The following is a 21029-nucleotide window of genomic DNA, read 5'->3' as shown; positions in this document are numbered from 1 at the left end:
TCATCCCTTTGTCCGTTCGGCCTGAAGAACACCCTTCTCGGCCCGGAACCCTGCCAGAACCGTTGCCAGATGCCCCTTGCTCCGCACCTCGAGGTCCACCAGAATTTCCATGAAATCCAGCTGGCGGTTCACGATCCGCAGATTGATCACGCTGGCCTCGTGCCGTGTGGCCAGGTTGGTCAGCGCTGCCAGAACAGCCGGGTCATTTCCCGCCACGACGGAAAGGCGGGCCGTGTAACGGGGGGCATCCCGCCCTGTCCGCCCAAGGGCCTCCTCACTCCATGAGATTTCAAGAAAGCGCTCGGGCATGTCCGAAAACATGCTGAGATTGTGGCATTTGCGCCGATGTACGGTCACTCCCTTGCCCTGGGCAATGATGCCCACGATGCGGTCCCCCGGCAAAGGACGGCAGCAACCCGCAAAGTGCAGTTCAATACCCCGCCCGACACCATTGACCAACGTGCCCTCATAACTGGAAGGCCGTCTTGGCGGCAGGGGCTTCTGGTCCAGCCTTCCCTCCAGCCGGGGGGACAGGCCGGGCACGATACGGGGCACCTGCCCCTGACGGGACAGCTCCGGATAGGCCGCCCCTACAACATCCCTCGGGTCCAGCTGCCCGGCCCCGACGCTGCCATACAGCTCATCAAGGCTGTTCTGCTTCAGCGTGCCAAGAAGGCCCTCCAGCACTTTCTCCGACCCATCAACACCTTTCTGGCGGAACGCACGGGCAACAGCACCACGGCCATTCTCAACGTTGTTCTGCCGCTGCTGGAGGGCCACGAAGCGCCGCACACGGGCACGGGCCTTGCCCGTGACGACAAACCGCTCCCATGACGGGGACGGCGTGCCCCCCCGTGCCGTCATGATGTCGATCTGGTCGCCATTCTCCAGAACATGCTTCAGCGGGACAAGACGCCCATTGACCTTGGCCCCCACACACCGGTCCCCGACCTGACTGTGTACGGCATAGGCAAAATCCACCGGCGTAGCCCCACGAGGCAGGGAAATGAGCTGTCCCTTGGGGGTGAAGCAGAAGACCTGATCCTGATAGAGTTCGAGCTTGGTATTCTCCAGAAACTCGTCCGGCCCCTGACTGTCCTCCAGAATGTCCAGCAGGTCCTGCACCCAACGCAGCTTGCGGGTATAGGCCCCGAATGTTTCCGAAAGAACGGCCGTCTCATGCTCGCTGGGGCTGCTGCCATCCTTGTAGCTCCAGTGGGAGGCCACGCCATTCTCTGCCAGATCGTGCATCTCCGGTGTGCGTATCTGCACCTCGATCTTCTGGCTGTGCGGCCGATAGAGCGTCACCCCTGTATGCAGGGACTGGTAGCCGTTCGTCTTGGGGGTGGAGATGTAGTCCTTGAAGCGTCCGGCAATCATGGGGTAGGCCCCGTGCACCGCCCCCAGCGCCGCATAGCAGGCCTCTCTCGTGGGCACGAGAATGCGGAACGCCATGATGTCGGAAAGCTGCTCGAAAGCAACATTCCGCCGCTTCATCTTTTCCCAGATGGAATAGGGGGATTTTTCCCGCCCGATGACGGTCGCCCCCTCCACCCCGGCTTCCTTGCAGAGTGTGGCCAGCTCGCAGCGTATCTGCTCGATCATGTCCGCACCCTGCCCACGCAGGTAATTCAGCCGGGCCCGGATGGTGGCATCAGCCTCCGGCTCCAGATTGACAAAGGCAATATCCTGGAGTTCCGTCTTCACCCGGTCCATGCCGATGCGTTCGGCCAGAGGGGCGTAGATGTCCAGTGTTTCCCTGGCGATACGCTGCCGCCGGTCTGTCCGCTGGACATAATGCAGCGTCCGCATGTTGTGCAGCCGGTCCGCCAGCTTGACGATGAGCACACGGATGTCCCGCGACATGGCGAGCACCAGCTTGCGGAAATTCTCCGCCTGCTTGGTCCTGTCGGACTGAAGCTCCAGCCGTGTCAGCTTGGTCACGCCATCAACGATGGCCGCTACATCCTTGCCAAAACGCCCTGCCAGCATCTCCAGAGAGATGCCCGTATCCTCCACGGTATCATGCAGGAAACCCACCATGATGGACACGGGGTCCATACGGAACCCGGCCAGTATGTTGGCCACGGCAATCGGATGGGTGATGTAAGGATCACCATTGTCCCGGCACTGGCCCTCATGGGCTTTGGCGGCCAGATCGTAGGCCTCCTGCATCAGGGCCAGATCAGCATGGGGATCGTAACAGCGGACCCGCTCCAGCAGGCCGCTTATGGAGGGGTGGAAATCCTGCAAGAGGGCGTCCCCGGCACCAGCCACCGTCTCCGCCGGGAGATCGGTGGAAAGCAGCGTTTCATCAGCCATGGATCAGCCCCCATTCTTCACTGATGGAAGAACCTGCATCCCATCCCCGCCCGAAGGCGAAGAAAAGGGGGCCCCTCCCCAGGGCGCACACCTCAGTTCCTGAAAGGCTTAGCGACGCCCCCGGCCGGAGCCGGCTTCATCAGCTGCCATGTTGGCAGCTTCCTCTTCCGCAGATACATCCTGAAGACCGAAAATGTTCTGGTCTGTCGGGATGAGGTCCATCACTTCCTCATCGGAAGGCTCGACTTCCGGCTGGTTGCTCATGGAGCGGACAATGCCGTTCTTCAGCCCCTCGAGGCTCACATGATCCTCGGCGATCTCACGCAGGGCAACAACGGTATTCTTGTCATTATCCCGCGGAACCTGCATCTCCTCCCCGCGGGAAAGACCACGGGCCCGCTGGGCGGCCAGCAGCACCAGGTCAAAACGGTTCGGAACCTTCTCGATGCAGTCCTCTACGGTCACACGTGCCATAAAACCGGCGCTCCCCACTCACATGCTGAAATGGCCCCTGCAAACGGGCCGGGACAGCCCCACCTGCCGAAACAGGCAACCTGTCCCATTGCTATCTCACAATCTGGACTTTTGTTACCACAAAGGCCTTTATTGACGCAACGCAAAGCTGTAAGAGGGAAGCAGGAGGCTGTCCTGCTTTCTCCACCCGACATGCCTTCCATCATCAAATCTGGTGCTGAGTCCGCCATACATACGGAACAGGGAAACAATCAAAGGGCAGCCCTGCCCGAGACTGACAGGACATTTCTTGATCAACACTCCCCGCACCCAAGACTAACCCAAGACCATATGTGAGCCATATGTCCAACCTTCTCCTACGCAAAAACGATCGCACATCACTTTTCATCAACGGGGCCAGCCTGCACCACGCCGCACGCAACCTGGGGTTCGAGGTCGATTTCCTCGCCCTGCGGGATCTTTTCGAACAGCAGTGTTCCTTCCAGCGGGCCTTCTATTATGCGGCCATGCCGGAGACGGAAGATTACTCCCCCCTCCGCCCGCTGACAGACTGGCTGGCCTATAACGGCTATCATCTGGTCACCAAGACGGCACGGGAATTCACCAACCAGTCCGGCCAACGCCGCGTAAAGGGCAACATGAATGTCGAGCTGGCCGTGGACCTGATCGAACAGGCCCCCCGGCTGGACCATATCGTGATCGTCAGCGGGGATTCCGACCTGCGCCGTGCCGTGGAGGCCGTGCAGTCCCGTGGCGTGCGGGTCACGGTCATTTCCTCCGTCAAGACGACACCACCGATGATTGGTGACGACCTGCGCCGCCAGACAGACCACTTCGTGGAACTGGCTGACATTGCTCACCACTTCACCCGCCGCAATGCGGACAACCGGTCCCGTCCCCCCATCCGCCACCCGGCCGATGCAGAAGATTACGACGACGAGGAATGATCCTTTTCCAACCCCGCTCCGGCGGGGTTTTTTCATGGCGGCTTTCCATCACGCTTCCGCCATCCCTCTTTAATCCCCGCCCACCCCGGTCCATCTCCTCCATACAGACTGACTCAACAAACCCTGGAAGGAACCCACCCATGTCCATCAAGACCATCGGTTTCATCGGTTATGGTGCCATGGCGTCCCTCATGGGGCGCAATCTGGTCCGGGCCGGATACGATGTCGTCGCTCACACGCCATCAGGCCGGAGCAATGGCGCTGAGGCGGATGTCCCCATGCTGGCCTCTCCCCGCCTCGTGGCGGAAAGGAGCGACGCCATCATCATCTGTGTCCCGAATGACGAGGCGGAGAACACGGCCCTGCATGGTCCGGATGGCCTCCTGGCGGGACTGCGGAGCGGGCAGCTCGTGCTGGACACCTCCACCGTCTCACCGGAACAGGCCGACCACCTCGCAGCCCTGCTGGGTGAGCGCAATGTCGCCGTGCTGGACGCCCCCATGTCAGGCAGCACGCCGGAAGCCGAAAAAGGGGCCCTCATCATGCTGGTGGGAGGCCCGGAAGCAACCGTAACGCTCGCCCGCCCCATTCTGGACCATATCGGCCGCATCACCATCCATGCCGGTCCGGCCGGGAGCGCAGCCCGGCTGAAGCTCGTCGTCAACGGCATCATGGGGGGCACGCTGAACATCATTGCTGAAGGGATCGCCTATGGCCTGGCCGCTGGCGTGGAGCGCAGCGTCCTTTTCGATGCCCTTCAGGAACTGGCCGTCATCAGCCCCCATCACAAGCGCAAGATCGGCATGGGCAAGGCAGGGCATTTCCCCTCCCAGTTTCCAACCCGCCTGATGAGCAAGGACATGGGCCTGCTGATGGAGGCCGCCCGCCGCTGTGGCGTCCCGATGCACGGCATGGCGGCAGCCTCCCAGAATCTGGCCGCCTCCAATCGGAATCATGCTGATGACGATTACTCCGCCCTGATTGCCCGGATGGAACGGGAGGCTGCCAACCGCTGAAAGGTACCCAGCGGTCCTTCTTCCCACTATTGGGACTGTTTTACTCTTTTTTTAAGACACTCCGCCCCACACACCTTGACGTTGCCGCCCGGCAACCATAGCTAGAGGGGGTCATGAATTGGCAGGAGGGATGCCTCCTGCCCCTCATATGTCAAGGAAGATTCACATGGCTTTTGAACTCCCAAAACTCCCCTATGCCGAAAACGCCCTAGCCGATGCCGGCATGTGCCAGGAAACACTGGAGCTGCACCACGGCAAGCACCATCAGGCCTATGTCACAGCCCTGAACGGCTTCGTCGAGAGCAAGCCGGAACTGGCAGGCAAGGCCCTTGAAGAAATCATTGCCCTGTCTCACGCTGATTCCTCCCTGGCCCCGGTCTTCAACAATGCCGGCCAGCACTGGAACCACTGCATCTTCTGGAACTGCCTCTCCCCCAACGGCGGCCGCATCCCCGGTGCGCTGGAGAAGAAACTGACCGAGGATTTCGGCTCCGTTGATGCCTTCAAGGCCGCTTTCAAGCAGGCTGCCACGACACAGTTCGGGTCTGGCTGGGCATGGCTGGTTCTGGGCTCCGATGGCAAGCTCAAGGTTACCAAGACGGCCAATGCCGCCAATCCGCTCTCCGAGGATGAGGGGCGTACGCTGCTGGGGCTGGATGTGTGGGAGCACTCCTACTATCTGGACTTCCGCAACCGTCGTCCGGACTACGTCACCAACTTCCTCGACCGTCTCGCCAACTACGAGTACGCCGAGAGCTGCCTGAAGGGTGCCTGATCGTCCGGCCCACCCGACATGAGAAAGGCCCTGCCACGGTTCATCGTGGCAGGGCCTTTTCTTTATGGTACCAGCTGGGCATGAAACCCGCTGAGGAACGTTCCCTTACGCCTCGTTGGCAGGCTTGCCCTCACGCCGCAGGATGGTCGTGATCGTACTGCGGATGACCTTCACCTTCACGCCCTGTGCGATTTCCACATCCACTTCCTGCGAATCATCACGGGTGTTCTGTACCGTCCCCACGATGCCACCTGCCGTGACAATCCGGTCACCACGACGCAGGCTGTTCTGCTCCTCCCGCAGTTCACGCTGGCGCTTCTGCTGTGGGCGGATCAGGAAGAAATAGAAGACCACAAAGATCAGCACGAAAGGTGCATACTGCACAAGCGCTGCCGAACTGAAGGCGCCGCCATTGGTACCGGCATCAGCGGCATAAGCCGTGGAAAAAAGAATATTGTGCATAGGTGGTGTTGGTTCCATCTTGATGAGATAATTGCGGACCATATCGTGCCAGACCGTCACGTCAAGCTCATTACACAGGAAGACCATGCCAGCAACCGCTCTTCTCCCCCTCCTGACCCGCATTGCCGAAAGTCTGGAACGCATGGCTCCTCCACCAGCAGACCCTGCCATGCTGGATGACCCCACGCAGGACAGCTTCATCTGGCAGGGCGGGAGCGGCCATCTGCTGCCCATCCCCCACATGCAGGCCGTCCCGCTGAAGCTGCTGAAGGGCATTGACCGGCAGATCAGGCAGGTCATGGGCAACACACGCTTCTTTGCCCACGGACTGGCAGCCAACAACGTGATGCTCTGGGGTGCCAGAGGCATGGGCAAGTCCTCGCTCGTCAAGGCCTGTCTTCTGGCCGTCAATGAGGAACAGCGCAGGAACGGCCACCCCCCGCTGGCACTGATCGAGATTCCACGGGATGACCTCGCCACCCTGCCGCAGCTTCTGGCCCTGCTGCGCCGCACCTCCCGCCGGGTCATCCTGTTCTGTGACGATCTCTCCTTCGAGACGCAGGACGCGGATTACAAGTCCCTGAAATCGGTCCTGGATGGGGGCATCGCCGGACGGCCTGACAATGTGCTGGTCTATGCCACCTCCAACCGCCGCCACCTCATGCCGCAGAACATGATCGAGAATGAAGCGGGGGATGCCATCAACCCGGGCGAGGCCATCGAGGAGAAGGTGTCCCTCTCCGACCGGTTCGGCCTGTGGATCGGCCTCTATGGTGCTTCCCAGCCCCATTATCTCAGCATCATCGATGCCTATGCGGAGGAGAGGCAGCTCCCCATCGCCAGGGAGGAGCTGCACCGGCGTGCCCTGCAATGGGCCATGCAGCGGGGCAGCCGCTCCGGCCGGGTCGCCTCGCAGTTCATCACCGCCCTGAGTGCCGAACTGACCGAAGAAGCCCGCTGAACGGCAGAACGGCCCGCCTGAAACCAGAGCGGGCCGTTCTTCATGCTGCGGACCAGTCAGAAGGCTGCACTGATCGTTCCGAAATATTCCCGTGTCGCCCCGCGCTCCAGGGACTGGTAATCCCCCACGGGCGGGTTGTTGTTCTCACCCATCATGGCGATATATTTGTTGTTGAACAGGTTGTAGACGTTGAAGCTGACCGTCAGGTCCCGCACGCCTGCCAGTTTCCTGAACGTATAAGTCACCCCCGTATTGGCCAGCCAGTAGCTGCCGATTGAGGTGTCGTTCATGAAGCTGTAATACCGCCTGCCAAAATAGTTGGCATCAAAATGCGCATTCAGCCCACGCCATGTATAGGCAATGGAAGCCTTGTACATCCATGCCGGGTAATTGACGATGTTCTTGCCCTTCAGCGGGTAATAATTCCCGGCACTGGAGGTCACGTTCCGGTCATAGGTGCCCTTGTTGTAACTGAGCGTATTGGTGATGATCAGCCCCGGCAGGGGACGGACGGACACGCTGCCATTGGCCCCCGTCATGGAAATGCGCCCGAAATCGAATTCTTCAGAAATCGGATTGAACATCGTTCCCCGTGCCCCAGCCAGAAGCTCGTGCATCAGGGTGGAGTGATAGACGGTCGCATCCAGCTGCACGATGGAAGACGTGAAACGATACCCCCCCATGTAGGTCCAGGCCCGGGCCGGTTTGGTCTGCGCCTTCTGCCGCAGGAACTCCTGCTGGTTGGGCACGGAGAAGAGCGAGTTGGCCACACCCGTGCCGGAGACCTCATAGGCCCGCATGTTCTTGGAGACGTCGATGTAGAACTCGTTCTGCCGGTTCAGACGCCAGTCCAGATTGAAATGGGGCAGGAAAGCTCCCGTGGCATGAAGGGAGCCGGAGGGCAGGCCACCGGCATCCAGAGCCGCCCATGAGTCGTCATTCTCATGCCCGCCACCGGATGTCTGGGAGATCAGGGAGCGGAAGCCCGCTGTCAGCGTCAACCCCTTGAGGATGGTGTAGGTGTCCTGAAGGTGGGTCTGCACCACATTGGTACGCCATCTGAAATTATAGACCCGGTCGGCCGGCCCATACACATTGTAAGGCCCGACCGCCTTGACGGGCGCACCCGCCCCCAGCTCCGGCTCCAGATAATTGTAAAGCCCGGCGGTCTGGTTGTTGTTCTCGTACCAGACACCCGTGTTGATCCTGTGATGCCTCCAGCGATAGTCCAGACTGCTGTTGATGCCGAAACGCTGCTGGCTGTTCTTCCAGACTTCCTGATAGAGCGGCACGCCATTCGGCGTGGCGACCTGCAGGTCCGGGTCCTCCGAAGCGGCGGATGCGGCAGCCGTGTAGCTGTAATTGCCGGACTGGGCGTGACCATAGGCCGTGGTATGCCATGTCAGATGGTCCGTCAGGGCAAGATCAAGATTCAGGCCACCCAGAAAATTGGTCTCATGCTGCCCACCGTCATAATAGGGCATCTGACAGGCATTCACCTGCCCGTTGGACCCCGGATAGGCCATGAAATTGTTCGGACTGTTATTGCACTGCTGCGCCCACTGATAGGCCTTGCCATAATCCGGGTAGAGATGCGGGACACGCCAGCCCAGATTGTTGATCATCCCCAGTGAGAGGTCCGGATAGTTCTGCTGCTGAAGGTCCGTCCAGTCGAAGAAGGCCGAAACCCTGCTGCGCTCGCCAAGCGGCTGCACCAGCTTGGCATTGACCTGCTGAAGGAACTGGTCCCCCTTCCCCTCCCACATGCCTTCATCCGTACGGGCGTAGGAGGTGTAGAATTTCGTGCCGGAGTCATTCAGACGGCCGGAATCAAACCGGGCATAGGTGCGGTAAGACCCGTAACTGCCAAAAGCCTGGCTGACCTTGCCGCCCAGCCTGTCGGACGGATCGCCGGAGGTGAAACGGATGGTCCCGCCCAGCGTGTTGGTGGACGGCACATCCACGCCACCCCCACCCTGCGACATCGTCATGCTGCCGATATCATCAGGAATGATGGCCGAGGCAAGGCTCAGACCATTGACGGACTGATAGGTCTGGTCATTCAGGGGAATGCCATCCAGCGTCACGCCCAGCTGGTTCATGAAGAAGCCACGGACGTACAGATTCGCCCCGAAACTGTCGATTCCGAACGGGTCCGTGGAGGTGAAGCTCACGCCCGGCATACGGTCCAGTGCCTTGTAGGGGCTGGTCCCGGGCACATATTCCTTCATCACGCTTTTCGGTACGACCAGCTCCGCCGCCCGGCTGACGTGCGAGGCGTGGACGGACAGGCTCTGCACCCCATGAGCAGACACATATTTCGGCCTGTGATGGCTGGCCGCCTTCACACGCCCTGCACCAGTCCCTGCCGCTGCTGCCTGGTTTCCACCCTTGCCTGTCATATCCCGGCGACTGCCATGCCGGTGCCCCGTCAGGGTGTGCCCACCATGCTGTGCGGCAGAAACACCTGCCGTTTTACCAGCGGAACTCACCGGAGTTGATGAACGGGTCTGGGCAAAGGCAGTTCCACTCCCCATTCCCAGAAAAATGGCAGCAGAGGACAGAAGAAGATGGCGGCGCAATGCGTCTGGCACTCCCAACAATATTGGCACACAATAAAAAGCCCATGTCAGGGTTGTCTCCCTGTCAGGGCAGCTATCAACTCATGTTATGGTGGACTTCCTACAGAGCAGCAGCCTCTGCCGCAAAGGTTATGACGTTTTTTTAACGTTTCCTCTTTCCCCTGTGACATAAAAGGCGCATTTTCAACTGGCATCCCATACAACAGGACATTCTGGATACGGAGCCTCTGATGACCTCACCTTTCCGTCCCCACACTCTGCTTGTCGTGGCAGCCATCCTCATCCAGCCGGATGGCTCTGTCCTGCTGGCACAGCGGCCGGAGGGAAAAACCTTTGCCGGACTGTGGGAATTTCCCGGTGGAAAGGTGGAAGTACCCGAATCCCCGGAAACCGCCCTGGCACGGGAGCTCCATGAAGAGCTGGGCATTACCATTCAACCCGACCGCCTGGAACCCTTCACGTTTGTCAGTGAAGACTGTGCTACCTTCCACCTGCTCATGACGCTCTATCTTGTCCGGGAGTGGGGGAATGACCCTGTCGGGCGGGAAGGCCAGACACTGGCATGGGTGCCTGCCTCAAGGTTGGATGAATACCCCATGCCCAAGGCCGATGCCCCTCTTGTTCCCCGTATTCAGGCCCTGCTGGGCTGACATGGACGAAAGGGGCCCTCGAAAGCCCCTTTCCTGGCAGGTCTACCCTCAACAGACGAAGGATCAGACACCTTCCAGCACGAAACTGTGCTGCGGATTGCCCGGAACGTCCGTCCGGAACGCAAAAATGCCACCAGCCTGCGGCTGGGCTGCCAGCTCCTCGGGGTCCAACCCCTTGCGGGCTGTCGTCACGAACACGGTCCTGTAATCATCCCCACCAAACGCCACCTTCGTGACATTGGCTACCGGCAGGGCAATCGGGTCCATCATGGTGCCATCCGGGCGGAAGCGGGTGATCTGTCCCCCTGCCCATGTCCCGCACCAGAGATTGCCCTCGCTGTCCGTCACAACCCCATCTGGATACCCTTTGGTGAAAGTTGCAAAAATGCGCTTGCCTGTCAGGCGGCCATCTGCTGCGACATCAAAGGCGTAGATACGCTGCCGGGGACTGTCGCAGGCATAAAGCACCCGACCACAAGGTGACAGGGCCGGACCGTTGGAAACGGTATAACCACTATCCCAATGTGAGATATCCAGCTGGCCGTTCCTGTGGTCAACCCGGTAGAGAGACCCGCTCTCCCGACTTTCCCCGTCATCCATCGTACCAAACCAGATGCGCCCCCGCTGGTCGACACAGCCATCATTCAGCCGGTTCCCCTCATCGTCCGGCTCGATGACGCAGGCCCGCTCGAAATAGCCTTTTTTCACATCAAACCGATGCAGACCATCCGGCAGACCGGCCAGAAATGTCCCGTCACTGACAGGCAGAAGAAAACCCGTACGATTGGGAGCATCCCAGCCTGACAGGGAGCCATCCGTCAGGCTGTACCGATGAATGCGGTGGCTCACAATATCGACAAAATAGAAAGAATTTTCTGCCTTGATCCAGACCGGCCCCTCCCCCAGCACTGCTCGAAACTCTGACAGGCACACGGGCTTATGGTGTTCCAGCTTCACAGGCATCTCTCCCTTTCTAAAAGGCCATACCCTCCCATATAATGAAGAAGGTTCAATTTCCACACCCCCGGATGCCACGCCCGAGGGCCCCAAGCCCGCAGAAAAACAATGCGGCCAGCACCAAGGTATTACAGGCTCATGGCTCCCCGTACTGCATGTTTTCTTGTCATCGGCAATGAAATCCTTTCAGGCCGCACGCAGGACGCCAACATCCGTGTCCTGGCCCAGGCCCTGAATGGCCGAGGCATCCGACTTCTTGAAGTCCGGGTCATTCCCGACATCCCGGAACACATCATAACCACCATCAATGACTGCCGGGCCCGATTCGATCTTCTCTTCACCAGCGGCGGCATCGGCCCCACCCATGACGACATTACCGCTGCATGTGTGGCCGAGGCCTTTGGGGTCCCCCTGACATGCCATGAAGAGAGCTTCCACCAGCTGAAAGCCCTCTTCCCGGCGGGAGAATTCAACAAGGCCAGACAGCGCATGGCATGGCTGCCCAAAGGCGCCACACCCATAGAAAACAGCGTGTCCACAGCACCCGGGTTCTCGTTGGGCAATGTCCATGTCATGGCCGGAGTCCCCCGCATCTTTCAAGCCATGGTGGGCTGGCTCATGCCACGTCTTGAGGGCGGAGCTCCACTGACCAGTGCCAGCTGGTACAGTTACAATGTCTATGAAGGCGATCTTGCCGAGGCACTCACGGCCATCCAGCATGACTTCCCTACACTGGATATCGGCTCCTACCCGTTTGACGAAGGACAGAAACGGGGTGTGGCCCTTGTTGCAAAAGGCTATGACGCTGAGGCTGTCACCTTGGCTGGGGCGGCCCTGCGCACCCTTCTTGCCAGCCTGGGCTTCACCCCCCTGGAGGGAGATCCTCCACGAGGAGCCTGAAAAAAAAAGCCGCCTAAAAAAGGCGGCTTTCCCAAAAACTCCATATCAGTCAGGCGGAACGGTCAGCCTACCCGTGTCATTTCCAGATAACGCTCCCGACGCCGGGCCAGCAGCTCTTCCTTTGAGAGCCCCTGGACGGAGGCCAGTTCTGCAGCAATGGCCTCACCCACGCGATTGATGGCTTCAGCAGGAAGACGCTGGGCGCCCCCCACCGGCTCATCAATCACATGATCGATCAGGCCAAGTTTTTTCAGATCCTGCGCCGTCAGACGAAGCGCTTCGGCAGCGGCTGGCGCCATCTTGGGGTCACGCCAGAGAATGGAAGCGGCCGCCTCGGGAGAGATGACAGAATAAATGGCATGTTCCAGCATCAGAACACGATCGCCTGCGGCAATGGCAATGGCACCACCAGACCCGCCCTCGCCGATCACCGTAGCGATCAGCGGAACCTTGACCTGAAGGCAGGTATCAATCGCCCGGGCAATCGCCTCTGCCTGCCCGCGGGCCTCGGCATCAATCCCCGGCCACGCACCGGCCGTATCCACAAATGTCAGAATCGGCAGGCCAAAACGCTCTGCCATGCGCATCAGACGCTGGGCCTTGCGATACCCTTCCGGTCGGGCCATGCCAAAATTGTGACGGAGACGACTCTCCGTATCAGAACCACGCTCGGTCCCGATGACCACGACCGGCTGCCCACGGAAACGGGCCAGCCCCCCTACAAGAGCCTGATCATCCCCAAAAACACGGTCCCCGGCGAGCGGGGTATAATCCGTCATCAGCGACTGGATGTAATCCAGCGCATGAGGCCGCTGTGCGTGACGGGCCACCTGCACTTTCTGGAGAGGGGTCAGCTTGCTGTAGAGCGTGCGGAGCTGCTTGTCCGCTTTCTCCGCAAGGCGGGCTGTCTCCTCATCAATGTTCAGACCATCCAGACCAGCGCCATCCTCCTGGCGACCAACCTGACGAAGTTCACCGATCTTGGTCTCAAGCTCGGCAACCGATTTTTCGAAATCTAGGAACTGGCGCATGTTCTGCCCGATAGCACGCAAACAGGACGCAAGACAGCCCTAAATTGACACGAAGCAGGAAAACTCTGCCGGAGCCGGCTATCACCCCCGCTTTCCCGCCTCCCCGCTCTGCCTGTCCTGCCCTAGGGGATGATGCTGGCGGACAACTTCTTTCAGCCGCTCCGTCATGACCTGCGTGTAAATCTGGGTCGTCGTGATATCGGCATGTCCCAGCAGCACCTGAAGCGCCCGCAGGTCCGCCCCCCTGTTGAGCAGGTGGGTCGCAAAGGAATGACGCAGCACGTGCGGGCTGACACGCAGGGGGTCCAGCCCGGCCTTGAGCGCACAGGCATGAAGTATCTTGTCGAATCCCTGCCTTGTCAGTGGCTTCCGGGGATTGCGCCCCGGGAACAGCCACGGGCTGTCCAGCACGGCATCATAGGCCAGCAGCGCCTCTGCCGCTTCCCTAGCTGCGCTGGAGAAAGGCACGAGCCTTTCCCGCCCGCCCTTGCCCCGCACGGGCAGCATGCCGCCTCTCTGCCGGACACAGCCCGCTGGCAGGCTCAGAAGCTCGCTGATGCGCAGGCCTGTCGTGTACAGCATCTCCAGCGCCACACGGGAGAGAAGGTCCCGGCGCAGATCCGCATGGCCGCAGGTGCCCTTTTCCAGAAGTCGCCTGACCTCATCCTCACTCAATGGATGAGGCAGACCACTCTGATAGCGGGGAGATGCCTGCCCGGCGGTCAGCTCGTCCGCCCGCACGCCCATCTGGAGCATGAAACGGGCAAACTGCCGAAAGCAGGAAAGACGGCGGGCCTGTGTCCGGGCGGAAATGCCACGGCGCCCCTGGTCGACAAAATAGGCCTGTACACTGCCCCGGGATACATCTGCCAACGACAGGGGCGCACACCAGCAGGCAAAATCTTCCAGATCAGCCCGATAGGCCGCTCTCGTCTGCTCTGCTGCTCCCCGTTCTGCCACGATGGCCTCAAGAAACGCCTCTATCAGGGCAGCAGATTCTGCAGGGCAGCGCCGGACCTCCCGCCCGTCCGTCATGAGGGCCGCTCCTCAATGCCCTCCAACAGGTGGAAGCTCCGGCAGGCCCGGGGCCGCCTTCTGGGCAGAGGTGGCAGGGGACACGGCCTGCGGTGTCAGGTCACGATGCACCATCACCGGTGCCGGGGGCTGCGTATCGTGAGCCGTCAGGACGTACCCACCCCCCACCAACACCACAAGAACCAGCAGGACCAGCACCAGACGGGCAACGGTTTTCATAAGACGGCTCCATGTCAAAGGATACGTCCCGTTTATAGAAGGATCATCCCGTTTTAAAAACCCTCTTCTCTTCCACCGGAGACACACCCTCCCAGAGACATGGGCGATGAGAGACCTACCCCACCTCTCTCACCCGTGATAGAGGGACAGCATGTCCCCTTCCTTGCACGCCCCGCAGCCAGCCAGACCACCGTTCCGCATCATTGTCCTTGTCGGCCTCATGGGGGCCGGAAAAACGACTCTGGGACGGATGCTGGCCCAGCATTATGGCATCCCCTTCATCGATACCGATGCCGAGATCGAAAAAGCCTCCCGCCAGAGCATCCCGGAAATCTTCGCCCACCATGGCGAAGCCCATTTCCGTGCCGGGGAACATCGGGTCATACGCCGCCTCCTGAAGAACGGCCCCTGCATTCTGGCCACCGGTGGTGGCGCCTGGATGCATCCGCAGACCCGTGCCCTCATCCACAAGGCAGCAGATGTCTGTGCTGTCTGGCTGCATGTCCCCATGGCTGTCCTGCTCAGACGCCTGCTCAACAACCGTGGAAGCCGCCCCCTCCTCGCCCAGGGCGACCCGGCGGCCACCCTGCGTCAGCTCGCCACCGTGCGGTATCCGCGCTATGCCGAGGCAGACATCATTATCGACTGTGGAGATGAAAGCGTGGAACAGGCCACCCGGACCATTACTGATACCCTTGCCAATACGAGTCTGCCCCATCATGTCCCGGTTGCTCTCGCCGGCCACAGTTATGAGGTTCTCATCGGCCGTGAGCTGCTGGCGCAGGCGGGCCTGCGGGTAAAGCCCCATCTGCCCAATGGCCACGCCATCATCCTGACCGACGAGACAGTTGCCACCCATCATCTGGCCACGCTGGAACGCAGTTTCCGTGAGGTCGGCATCCGCTTTCACACCGTCATCGTGCCTCCGGGAGAGGGCAGCAAATCTCTCGCCCGTTTTGAAGCCGTCATGGAAGAAATGCTCGAACGGGGCATCGAGCGTGGCACCACCGTCATTGCCCTGGGTGGGGGGGTCATTGGTGACCTTGCCGGATTTGTGGCGGCTACGGCGCTGCGCGGGATTCCCTTCATCCAGATTCCCACAACATTGCTGGCACAGGTGGACAGTTCTGTCGGAGGCAAAACAGGAATCAATGCCCGGGCCGGAAAGAATCTCATCGGAGCCTTCTGGCAGCCCCGGCTCGTGCTGGCCGATACGGAAACGCTGGCCACTCTCCCCCGCCGCCAGCTCGTGGCGGGTTATGCAGAAATCGTCAAGGCAGGCCTCATCGCTGATGCCGAACTGTTTGCCTGGTGCGAAGCCAATGGTCAGGCCGTTCTGGAGGGAGAGCCCGAGAAGCTGGGTGAAGCTGTCCGCCGGGCCTGTGCCTTCAAGGCCGGAGTCGTACAGGACGATGAACGGGAGCAGGCAGGATCAGGCGGTCGGGCCCTGCTCAATCTGGGCCACACCTTCGCCCATGCCTTTGAAGCCGAGTTCCATTATGACGGCCGCCTCCTGCATGGGGAAGCCGTCTCCATCGGCCTGCACATGGCCCTGGCACTGTCCGTCAGGATGGGGCTTGCCCCCGAGGATGACCTGGCACGGCTTGACACCCATCTCCACGCCCTGGGAATGCCCGCCGGTGCAGCAGACCTGCCCCACGGCCTCAGTACGGAAACCCTGCTGAACCACATGGGCCGGGACAAGAAGTTGCGCGACGGGAAGATCACCTTCGTTCTGCTCCGCGGAATCGGCATGGCTTTCACCTGCCGTGATGTCGCCATGGATGATGTCCGGGCCCTGCTTCTGGCTGAAGGTTTTGCCCCCTGATACCGCCACATTCCAGCCTTTATTCCGATAATGTGTTGTATTGGTCACAGTGTATGTTCCATCGCAAACGCAGGGCGGAAAACCTCTTAACTTCCCACCAGCTTTCCATTACATCTCGGTTATCGGCCGCGCTGGCTCCATACGGTGATCGTTCCGACGCCCGCCAACCGTAATGGCCGTAAGTATACAGAATTAAGGACTGAGGAAGTAAATGCGTATTCGTAATGCACTTCTCGCCATGACCTCAATGGTGGCCCTGCCGTCATTTGCCATGGCCAGCACGATCACCGGCCCGTATGTCGACATGGCAGGCGGTTACAACCTGGTTCAGCACCAGCAGTTCCGTCAGGGCAACCCTGGCACCTCCCACGGTCGTGGCATCGGTGGCAACGCCCACTCCGGCACCGGCTTCAATGGCTACCTCTCCACTGGTTACGGCTTCGGTAACGGCCTGCGCCTCGAGATCGAGGGCACCTACAACCAGACCCACATCACCCGTCTGGGTGGCGCCTTTGCCGCTGGTGGCAACCGCAAGGCCCACGGCAAGAGCGAAGGCTGGGGCGGGTTCGCCAACGTGCTGTATGACATCGATCTCGGCATGTTCGGCCTGAACGATGTTCCGGTTACACCGTTCGTCGGTATCGGTGCTGGTTACATGTGGCAGCGTTACCGCAAGGTCTACAACCGCAGCACCGGTCGTCCTGACCCGAACTTCAACAACACCCAGGGTGGTTTCGCTGCTCAGTTCATCGCTGGTGCCGCTTACGACATCCCGGGCGTTCCGGGCCTGGCTCTGACCACGCAGTATCGCTTCATGGGCCAGACGGGTTCCATGAGCGGCGTGACCAGCGGCCGTCAGTACCTGCACAACAACAACGAGAACCATGGCAAGGGTGACCGCGTAAGCTTCAACACGCGCTACACGCACCAGTTCATGCTCGGCCTGCGTTATGCCTTCAACAATGCTCCGCCGCCGCCGCCGCCGGCTCCGCATGTTGTCGTTCCGCCGCCGGCTCAGGCTGCCCGTACTTACCTCGTCTTCTTTGACTGGGATAAGTCCAACCTGACAGGCCGCGCCCGCGACATCGTTGCCCAGGCTGCCCAGGCTTCCACGCACGTGCAGACGACACGCATCGAAGTTAACGGTTACACCGATAACTCCGCTGCTCATCCGGGTCCGCGCGGTGAGAAGTACAACATGGGTCTGTCCCTCCGTCGTGCAAACAGCGTCAAGGCTGAGCTGATCCGTCTGGGCGTTCCGGCTACGGCCATCGACATCCACGGTTACGGCGATGCCAACCCGCTGGTGGCAACTGCCAAGAACACGCGTGAGCCGCAGAACCGTCGCGTTGAGATCATCCTGAAGTAATCTTCAGAGCTGATTTTCAGCCCGGGCCTTACGGTCACGGAAAAAGGGTGTCTTCGGGCACCCTTTTTTTATGGCCCGTTCCTCCTGTGCAACCTTTCACAAGAAAAGATTTACCTCTCCCCTGTGAAGCTGTGTTAGGGTCCCCTCCGCCTCTGCAACAATCCTTATGGTTTTCCAGCTGAAAAATGCTTGAACAGTTCATTCCCAGAAGCCTGATGAAGTTCCTTCCTCTCATGCAGCGCTTCTTCTATTTCGGCGTTGTGGGAGCTGTCGGCTTTCTCGTGGACTGGGCAAGCCTCTCCCTTTTCCGCCATGTTGTCGGGCTCCGTGCTGCCGCCCTGCTCGCTTATGTCATTGCCTCAAGCAACAACTGGATTCTGAACCGTTACTGGACATTCCGGGACTGTTGCCGCAAACGCCACAAGGTGCATCATCAATGGGGGCGCTTTGTACTGGCCAATCTTCCCGGTTTCATCATCAACCGTGGGATCGTGCTGGCCCTCTTCAGCCTTTGGCCGCTGACACGGCATTACACCGTCATTGCTCTGCTCTGCGGGACAGCAGGCGGCATGTTCATCAATTTTGCCCTCTGCCATCACTTCGTCTTTCACAAGAAGACCCCCCAGTCATAAAGCCCCATTCCCCGGCTGGTGGTCTTCTTTTCCTGCACGCTTCCCTGCATCTCCTCCATAGGACCTCCATTTCCAAAAGCCAGAAAATCGGCTAGAAAACAGGAACCATCCTTTCTTTCTCCGGAACCCGGACCTACAGACTCATGATCAGTACCAACGATATCCGCGCACAATTCCTTCAGTATTTTGAATCCCACGGGCACCGCATCCTTCCGTCTGCCTCTCTGGTTCCGCAGAATGATCCGTCCCTGCTCTTCACCAATGCGGGGATGGTGCCTTTCAAGAACGTTTTTACCGGGCAGGAGACCCTGCCTTTCAAGCGGGCCACAACAGCCCAGAAGGTCGTCCGTGCCGGTGGCAAACATAATGATCTGGACAATGTCGGTTACACGGCACGTCATCACACATTCTTTGAAATGATGGGGAATTTCAGCTTTGGAGATTACTTCAAGGCTGAGGTCATCGAATTTGCCTGGACGCTGCTGACCAAGGGCTTCGGCATCCCGGCCGAGAAGCTGCTCGTCACCGTCTATGCGGACGATCATGAGGCCGCTTCCCTCTGGAAGAAGATCGCTGGCCTCTCGGATGACAAGATCATCCCCATCGCCACGTCCGACAATTTCTGGCGTATGGGCGATACCGGCCCCTGCGGTCCGTCCTCCGAAATCTTCTACGATCATGGCCCGTCCGTGGCCGGTGGCCCCCCAGGCAGCCCTGATGAAGACGGCGACCGGTTCGTCGAGATATGGAACCTCGTCTTCATGCAGTTCTTTGAAGAAGGCGAAGGCAAGCGGACCAATCTTCCCCACCCTTCCATTGATACCGGCATGGGGCTGGAGCGTTTCGCCGCTGTCATGCAGGGCAAGAAGGACAATTACGACACGGACACGATCCGTGCCCTCATCGAGGCCTCTGCCGACCTGCTGAAACAGGATGCGGATGGACGCTTCAAGACAAGCCATCGTGTGGTGGCCGACCATCTGCGGTCCACCGCCTTCCTCATCTCCGATGGTGTTCTGCCCTCCCGTGAGGGACGTGGCTATGTGCTGCGCCGCATCATGCGCCGTGCCATGCGTCACCTCCACCTGATGGGGGCGAAGGAGCCGGTCTTCTACCGTCTGCTGCCTGCCCTCATCCAGCAGATGGGCCATGCCTATCCTGAGCTGAACCAGCACAAGGCCCTCATCACCGAAACCATGAAGGGTGAGGAAGAACGCTTCTCCGCCCTTCTGGGCCGTGGCATGGCCCTGCTGGAAGACGAGATGGGCCGCCTCTCCAGCAACGGTCATCTGCCCGGTGACGTGGCCTTCAAGCTCTATGACACGTTCGGCTTCCCGCTGGACCTGACGCAGGACGTGCTGCGTGAGCGTGGCCACAAGGTCGATGAGGCCGGTTTTGAAAGTGCCATGGCCGAGCAGCGCCAGCGTGCCCGTGCCGCCTGGGTTGGCTCCGGTGACAGTGCCGTGGAGACCGTCTGGTTCGATGCCCGTGACCGCTTCGGCAGCACGGAGTTCCTCGGCTATGTGAGCGAGGCTGCCGATGCCCAGGTGCAGGCCGTCTTCCGTGGCAGCGATGAGCTTGCCGAAGCCAAAGCCGGTGACGAAGTCGCCATCCTGCTCAACCAGTCCCCCTTCTATGGAGAAAGCGGCGGACAGGTTGGCGATCATGGTACGCTGACAGCCCCGGGCCTGCGGATCGAAATCACTGACACGCAGAAGAAGAACGGCTCCCTGATCGTCCATTATGGCCGCATCGTGGAAGGCACGCTCAGGCCGGGCATGGATGTTCATGCCGAGATCGACCACGCCCGCCGCACCGCCGTGCGGGGGCATCACTCCGCAACACATCTGCTGCATGAGGCCCTACGCCGCCATATCGGTGAGCATGTCACCCAGAAGGGCAGCCTGAACACGCCGGACCGTCTGCGCTTCGACATCAGCCAGCCCCGCCCTCTGACGGAGGATGAGCTGAAGACCATCGAGGCCGAGGTGAATGCCCGCATCCGCCAGAACAGCCCGGTCGAAACCCGCCTGATGACGCAGGAACAGGCCATTGAAAGCGGCGCCATGGCCCTCTTCGGTGAGAAATATGGCGATGAAGTCCGTGTCGTCTTCATGGGCAATGAGGATGAGAAAAACCGTCAGGCCTATTCCATCGAACTCTGCGGCGGTACGCATGTGACCCGTCTGGGTGAGATCGGCCTGTTCCGCATCGTCTCCGAAAGTGGCGTCTCCTCCGGCGTCCGCCGTATCGAGGCTGTCTGCGGGGCTGCGGCCGAGCAGACCATCCGCACCAGTGAGGAACGGCTGGCCGAAATGGCTGCCCTCCTGAAGGTCACGCCTGCCGAGGCTCCGGCCCGTCTTGCCGCCCTGCTGGAAGAACGCAAGGCCCTCAATGCGCAGATTTCCTCCCTCCAGCACAAGCTGGCCACGGGGGAAGGGTCTGCCTCCAGCGAGACCATCAATGGCGTCACTCTGGCGGCCCGCTTCCTTGAGGATGTCAGCCCCAAGGACCTCAAGGGGCTGGCTGATGGCCTGCTGAAGCAGATCTCCTCCGGCGTGGTGGCCCTGATCTCCGGCGCCAATGACCGGGGCAGCATCGTCATCGCCGTCAGCAAGGACCTTACGGACCGCTTCGATGCCGTGAAGCTGGCCCGGGAAGCCTCCGCCCTGATGGGCGGCAAAGGCGGCGGTGGCCGCCCTGACATGGCGCAGGCTGGTGGCTCCGAACCGGCTGCCGATGCCGTATTCGCCATGCTGCGCAAGACACTGGCCGAAGGCTGAGACCTGCGAGACCTCTTTTCTGACGAAAAGAACTACCCTGAAGAGAGCGTCAGGCCTGTTATGGAGGGCCTGACGCTTTTTTCTTG

General features: G+C 60.3%; 18 protein-coding genes. 10 read left to right on the top strand and 8 right to left on the bottom strand.

The genetic code is table 11. The features are described 5' to 3' along the window. Positions 1–2322: a bifunctional (p)ppGpp synthetase/guanosine-3',5'-bis(diphosphate) 3'-pyrophosphohydrolase gene (locus GM608_RS02810; RefSeq protein WP_081563004.1), complete on the bottom strand. Its 2322-nt coding sequence runs from the start codon at positions 2320–2322 to the stop codon at positions 1–3. Positions 2323–2430: 108 nt separating this feature from the next. Beyond that, on the bottom strand, positions 2431–2796 hold the full coding sequence (gene rpoZ / locus GM608_RS02805) for a DNA-directed RNA polymerase subunit omega (RefSeq protein ID WP_043560688.1): 366 nt from the start codon (positions 2794–2796) through the stop codon (positions 2431–2433). A 341-nt stretch (positions 2797–3137) separates the two neighbouring features. On the opposite strand from rpoZ, the gene GM608_RS02800 reads away from it, so the two are divergent. The 3 genes from GM608_RS02800 (at position 3138) to GM608_RS02790 (ending at position 5534) form a co-directional block, all read left to right on the top strand. Next, positions 3138–3743 (top strand): NYN domain-containing protein, encoded by a 606-nt coding sequence (locus GM608_RS02800; RefSeq protein ID WP_043560690.1) that lies wholly within the window; start codon positions 3138–3140, stop codon positions 3741–3743. A 140-nt stretch (positions 3744–3883) separates the two neighbouring features. Further along, positions 3884–4759 (top strand): NAD(P)-dependent oxidoreductase, encoded by an 876-nt coding sequence (locus GM608_RS02795; protein WP_249079403.1) that lies wholly within the window; start codon positions 3884–3886, stop codon positions 4757–4759. Between the two features lie 166 nt (positions 4760–4925). Then, entirely contained in the window at positions 4926–5534 is a 609-nt protein-coding gene (locus GM608_RS02790; protein WP_043560695.1) for a superoxide dismutase, read from the top strand. A 105-nt stretch (positions 5535–5639) separates the two neighbouring features. Here GM608_RS02790 and yajC read toward each other — a convergent pair whose 3' ends face one another. Continuing rightward, on the bottom strand, positions 5640–5996 hold the full coding sequence (gene yajC, locus GM608_RS02785; RefSeq protein WP_043561439.1) for a preprotein translocase subunit YajC: 357 nt from the start codon (positions 5994–5996) through the stop codon (positions 5640–5642). A gap of 85 nt (positions 5997–6081) precedes the next feature. Here yajC and GM608_RS02780 point away from each other — a divergent pair, with 85 nt between their 5' ends. Next, a complete protein-coding gene (locus GM608_RS02780) occupies positions 6082–6957 on the top strand; it encodes an ATP-binding protein (protein ID WP_081563002.1) in 876 nt (291 codons plus the stop codon). A 56-nt stretch (positions 6958–7013) separates the two neighbouring features. On the opposite strand, the gene GM608_RS02775 is transcribed toward GM608_RS02780, so the two are convergent. Next, positions 7014–9551 carry a TonB-dependent receptor gene (locus tag GM608_RS02775; RefSeq protein ID WP_333644973.1) on the bottom strand — a complete coding sequence of 846 codons (2538 nt, stop codon included), beginning with the start codon at positions 9549–9551 and terminating at the stop codon, positions 7014–7016. 218 nt (positions 9552–9769) lie between these two features. On the opposite strand from GM608_RS02775, the gene GM608_RS02770 reads away from it, so the two are divergent. After that, complete coding sequence (locus tag GM608_RS02770; protein ID WP_333644972.1) at positions 9770–10189, top strand: (deoxy)nucleoside triphosphate pyrophosphohydrolase; 420 nt, start codon at positions 9770–9772, stop codon at positions 10187–10189. 63 nt (positions 10190–10252) lie between these two features. Here GM608_RS02770 and GM608_RS02765 read toward each other — a convergent pair whose 3' ends face one another. Continuing rightward, positions 10253–11146 (bottom strand): SMP-30/gluconolactonase/LRE family protein, encoded by an 894-nt coding sequence (locus GM608_RS02765; RefSeq protein ID WP_227431368.1) that lies wholly within the window; start codon positions 11144–11146, stop codon positions 10253–10255. Between the two features lie 138 nt (positions 11147–11284). Between GM608_RS02765 and GM608_RS02760 the strand changes: the two genes are divergently transcribed. Beyond that, positions 11285–12046, top strand: coding sequence for a competence/damage-inducible protein A (locus GM608_RS02760; RefSeq protein ID WP_333644971.1), 762 nt, complete (start codon positions 11285–11287; stop codon positions 12044–12046). 62 nt (positions 12047–12108) lie between these two features. Here GM608_RS02760 and GM608_RS02755 read toward each other — a convergent pair whose 3' ends face one another. From GM608_RS02755 to GM608_RS02745, 3 genes are all read right to left on the bottom strand, one after another. Next, on the bottom strand, positions 12109–13077 hold the full coding sequence (locus tag GM608_RS02755; protein WP_043560709.1) for an acetyl-CoA carboxylase carboxyltransferase subunit alpha: 969 nt from the start codon (positions 13075–13077) through the stop codon (positions 12109–12111). Between the two features lie 81 nt (positions 13078–13158). Then, complete coding sequence (locus GM608_RS02750; protein ID WP_333644970.1) at positions 13159–14112, bottom strand: tyrosine recombinase; 954 nt, start codon at positions 14110–14112, stop codon at positions 13159–13161. A gap of 12 nt (positions 14113–14124) precedes the next feature. Further along, positions 14125–14331 (bottom strand): hypothetical protein, encoded by a 207-nt coding sequence (locus GM608_RS02745; RefSeq protein WP_043560710.1) that lies wholly within the window; start codon positions 14329–14331, stop codon positions 14125–14127. Positions 14332–14482: 151 nt separating this feature from the next. Here GM608_RS02745 and aroB point away from each other — a divergent pair, with 151 nt between their 5' ends. The 4 genes from aroB (at position 14483) to alaS (ending at position 20943) form a co-directional block, all read left to right on the top strand. Continuing rightward, complete coding sequence (aroB, locus tag GM608_RS02740) at positions 14483–16159, top strand: 3-dehydroquinate synthase (protein ID WP_333644969.1); 1677 nt, start codon at positions 14483–14485, stop codon at positions 16157–16159. Positions 16160–16370: 211 nt separating this feature from the next. Continuing rightward, on the top strand, positions 16371–17528 hold the full coding sequence (locus tag GM608_RS02735) for an OmpA family protein (protein WP_043560711.1): 1158 nt from the start codon (positions 16371–16373) through the stop codon (positions 17526–17528). A 215-nt stretch (positions 17529–17743) separates the two neighbouring features. Continuing rightward, on the top strand, positions 17744–18160 hold the full coding sequence (locus GM608_RS02730) for a GtrA family protein (protein WP_166651622.1): 417 nt from the start codon (positions 17744–17746) through the stop codon (positions 18158–18160). 143 nt (positions 18161–18303) lie between these two features. Next, positions 18304–20943 carry an alanine--tRNA ligase gene (alaS, locus tag GM608_RS02725; protein WP_043560713.1) on the top strand — a complete coding sequence of 880 codons (2640 nt, stop codon included), beginning with the start codon at positions 18304–18306 and terminating at the stop codon, positions 20941–20943. Positions 20944–21029 lie beyond the last annotated feature (86 nt).

It is taken from the genome of Bombella sp. ESL0380, assembly GCF_009725805.1.
GTDB lineage: Bacteria > Pseudomonadota > Alphaproteobacteria > Acetobacterales > Acetobacteraceae > Bombella > Bombella apis.
This window is presented reverse-complemented; position numbering and strand designations above follow the sequence as displayed.

Coding starts and splice junctions, on each gene's coding strand:
- GM608_RS02810 (WP_081563004.1), bottom strand. CDS start 2,322: ATGGCTGATGAAACGCTGCTTTCCACCGATCTCCCGGCGGAGACGGTG.
- rpoZ (WP_043560688.1), bottom strand. CDS start 2,796: ATGGCACGTGTGACCGTAGAGGACTGCATCGAGAAGGTTCCGAACCGT.
- GM608_RS02800 (WP_043560690.1), top strand. CDS start 3,138: ATGTCCAACCTTCTCCTACGCAAAAACGATCGCACATCACTTTTCATC.
- GM608_RS02795 (WP_249079403.1), top strand. CDS start 3,884: ATGTCCATCAAGACCATCGGTTTCATCGGTTATGGTGCCATGGCGTCC.
- GM608_RS02790 (WP_043560695.1), top strand. CDS start 4,926: ATGGCTTTTGAACTCCCAAAACTCCCCTATGCCGAAAACGCCCTAGCC.
- yajC (WP_043561439.1), bottom strand. CDS start 5,996: ATGCACAATATTCTTTTTTCCACGGCTTATGCCGCTGATGCCGGTACC.
- GM608_RS02780 (WP_081563002.1), top strand. CDS start 6,082: ATGCCAGCAACCGCTCTTCTCCCCCTCCTGACCCGCATTGCCGAAAGT.
- GM608_RS02770 (WP_333644972.1), top strand. CDS start 9,770: ATGACCTCACCTTTCCGTCCCCACACTCTGCTTGTCGTGGCAGCCATC.
- GM608_RS02760 (WP_333644971.1), top strand. CDS start 11,285: ATGGCTCCCCGTACTGCATGTTTTCTTGTCATCGGCAATGAAATCCTT.
- GM608_RS02755 (WP_043560709.1), bottom strand. CDS start 13,077: ATGCGCCAGTTCCTAGATTTCGAAAAATCGGTTGCCGAGCTTGAGACC.
- GM608_RS02750 (WP_333644970.1), bottom strand. CDS start 14,112: ATGACGGACGGGCGGGAGGTCCGGCGCTGCCCTGCAGAATCTGCTGCC.
- GM608_RS02745 (WP_043560710.1), bottom strand. CDS start 14,331: ATGAAAACCGTTGCCCGTCTGGTGCTGGTCCTGCTGGTTCTTGTGGTG.
- aroB (WP_333644969.1), top strand. CDS start 14,483: ATGTCCCCTTCCTTGCACGCCCCGCAGCCAGCCAGACCACCGTTCCGC.
- GM608_RS02735 (WP_043560711.1), top strand. CDS start 16,371: ATGCGTATTCGTAATGCACTTCTCGCCATGACCTCAATGGTGGCCCTG.
- GM608_RS02730 (WP_166651622.1), top strand. CDS start 17,744: ATGAAGTTCCTTCCTCTCATGCAGCGCTTCTTCTATTTCGGCGTTGTG.
- alaS (WP_043560713.1), top strand. CDS start 18,304: ATGATCAGTACCAACGATATCCGCGCACAATTCCTTCAGTATTTTGAA.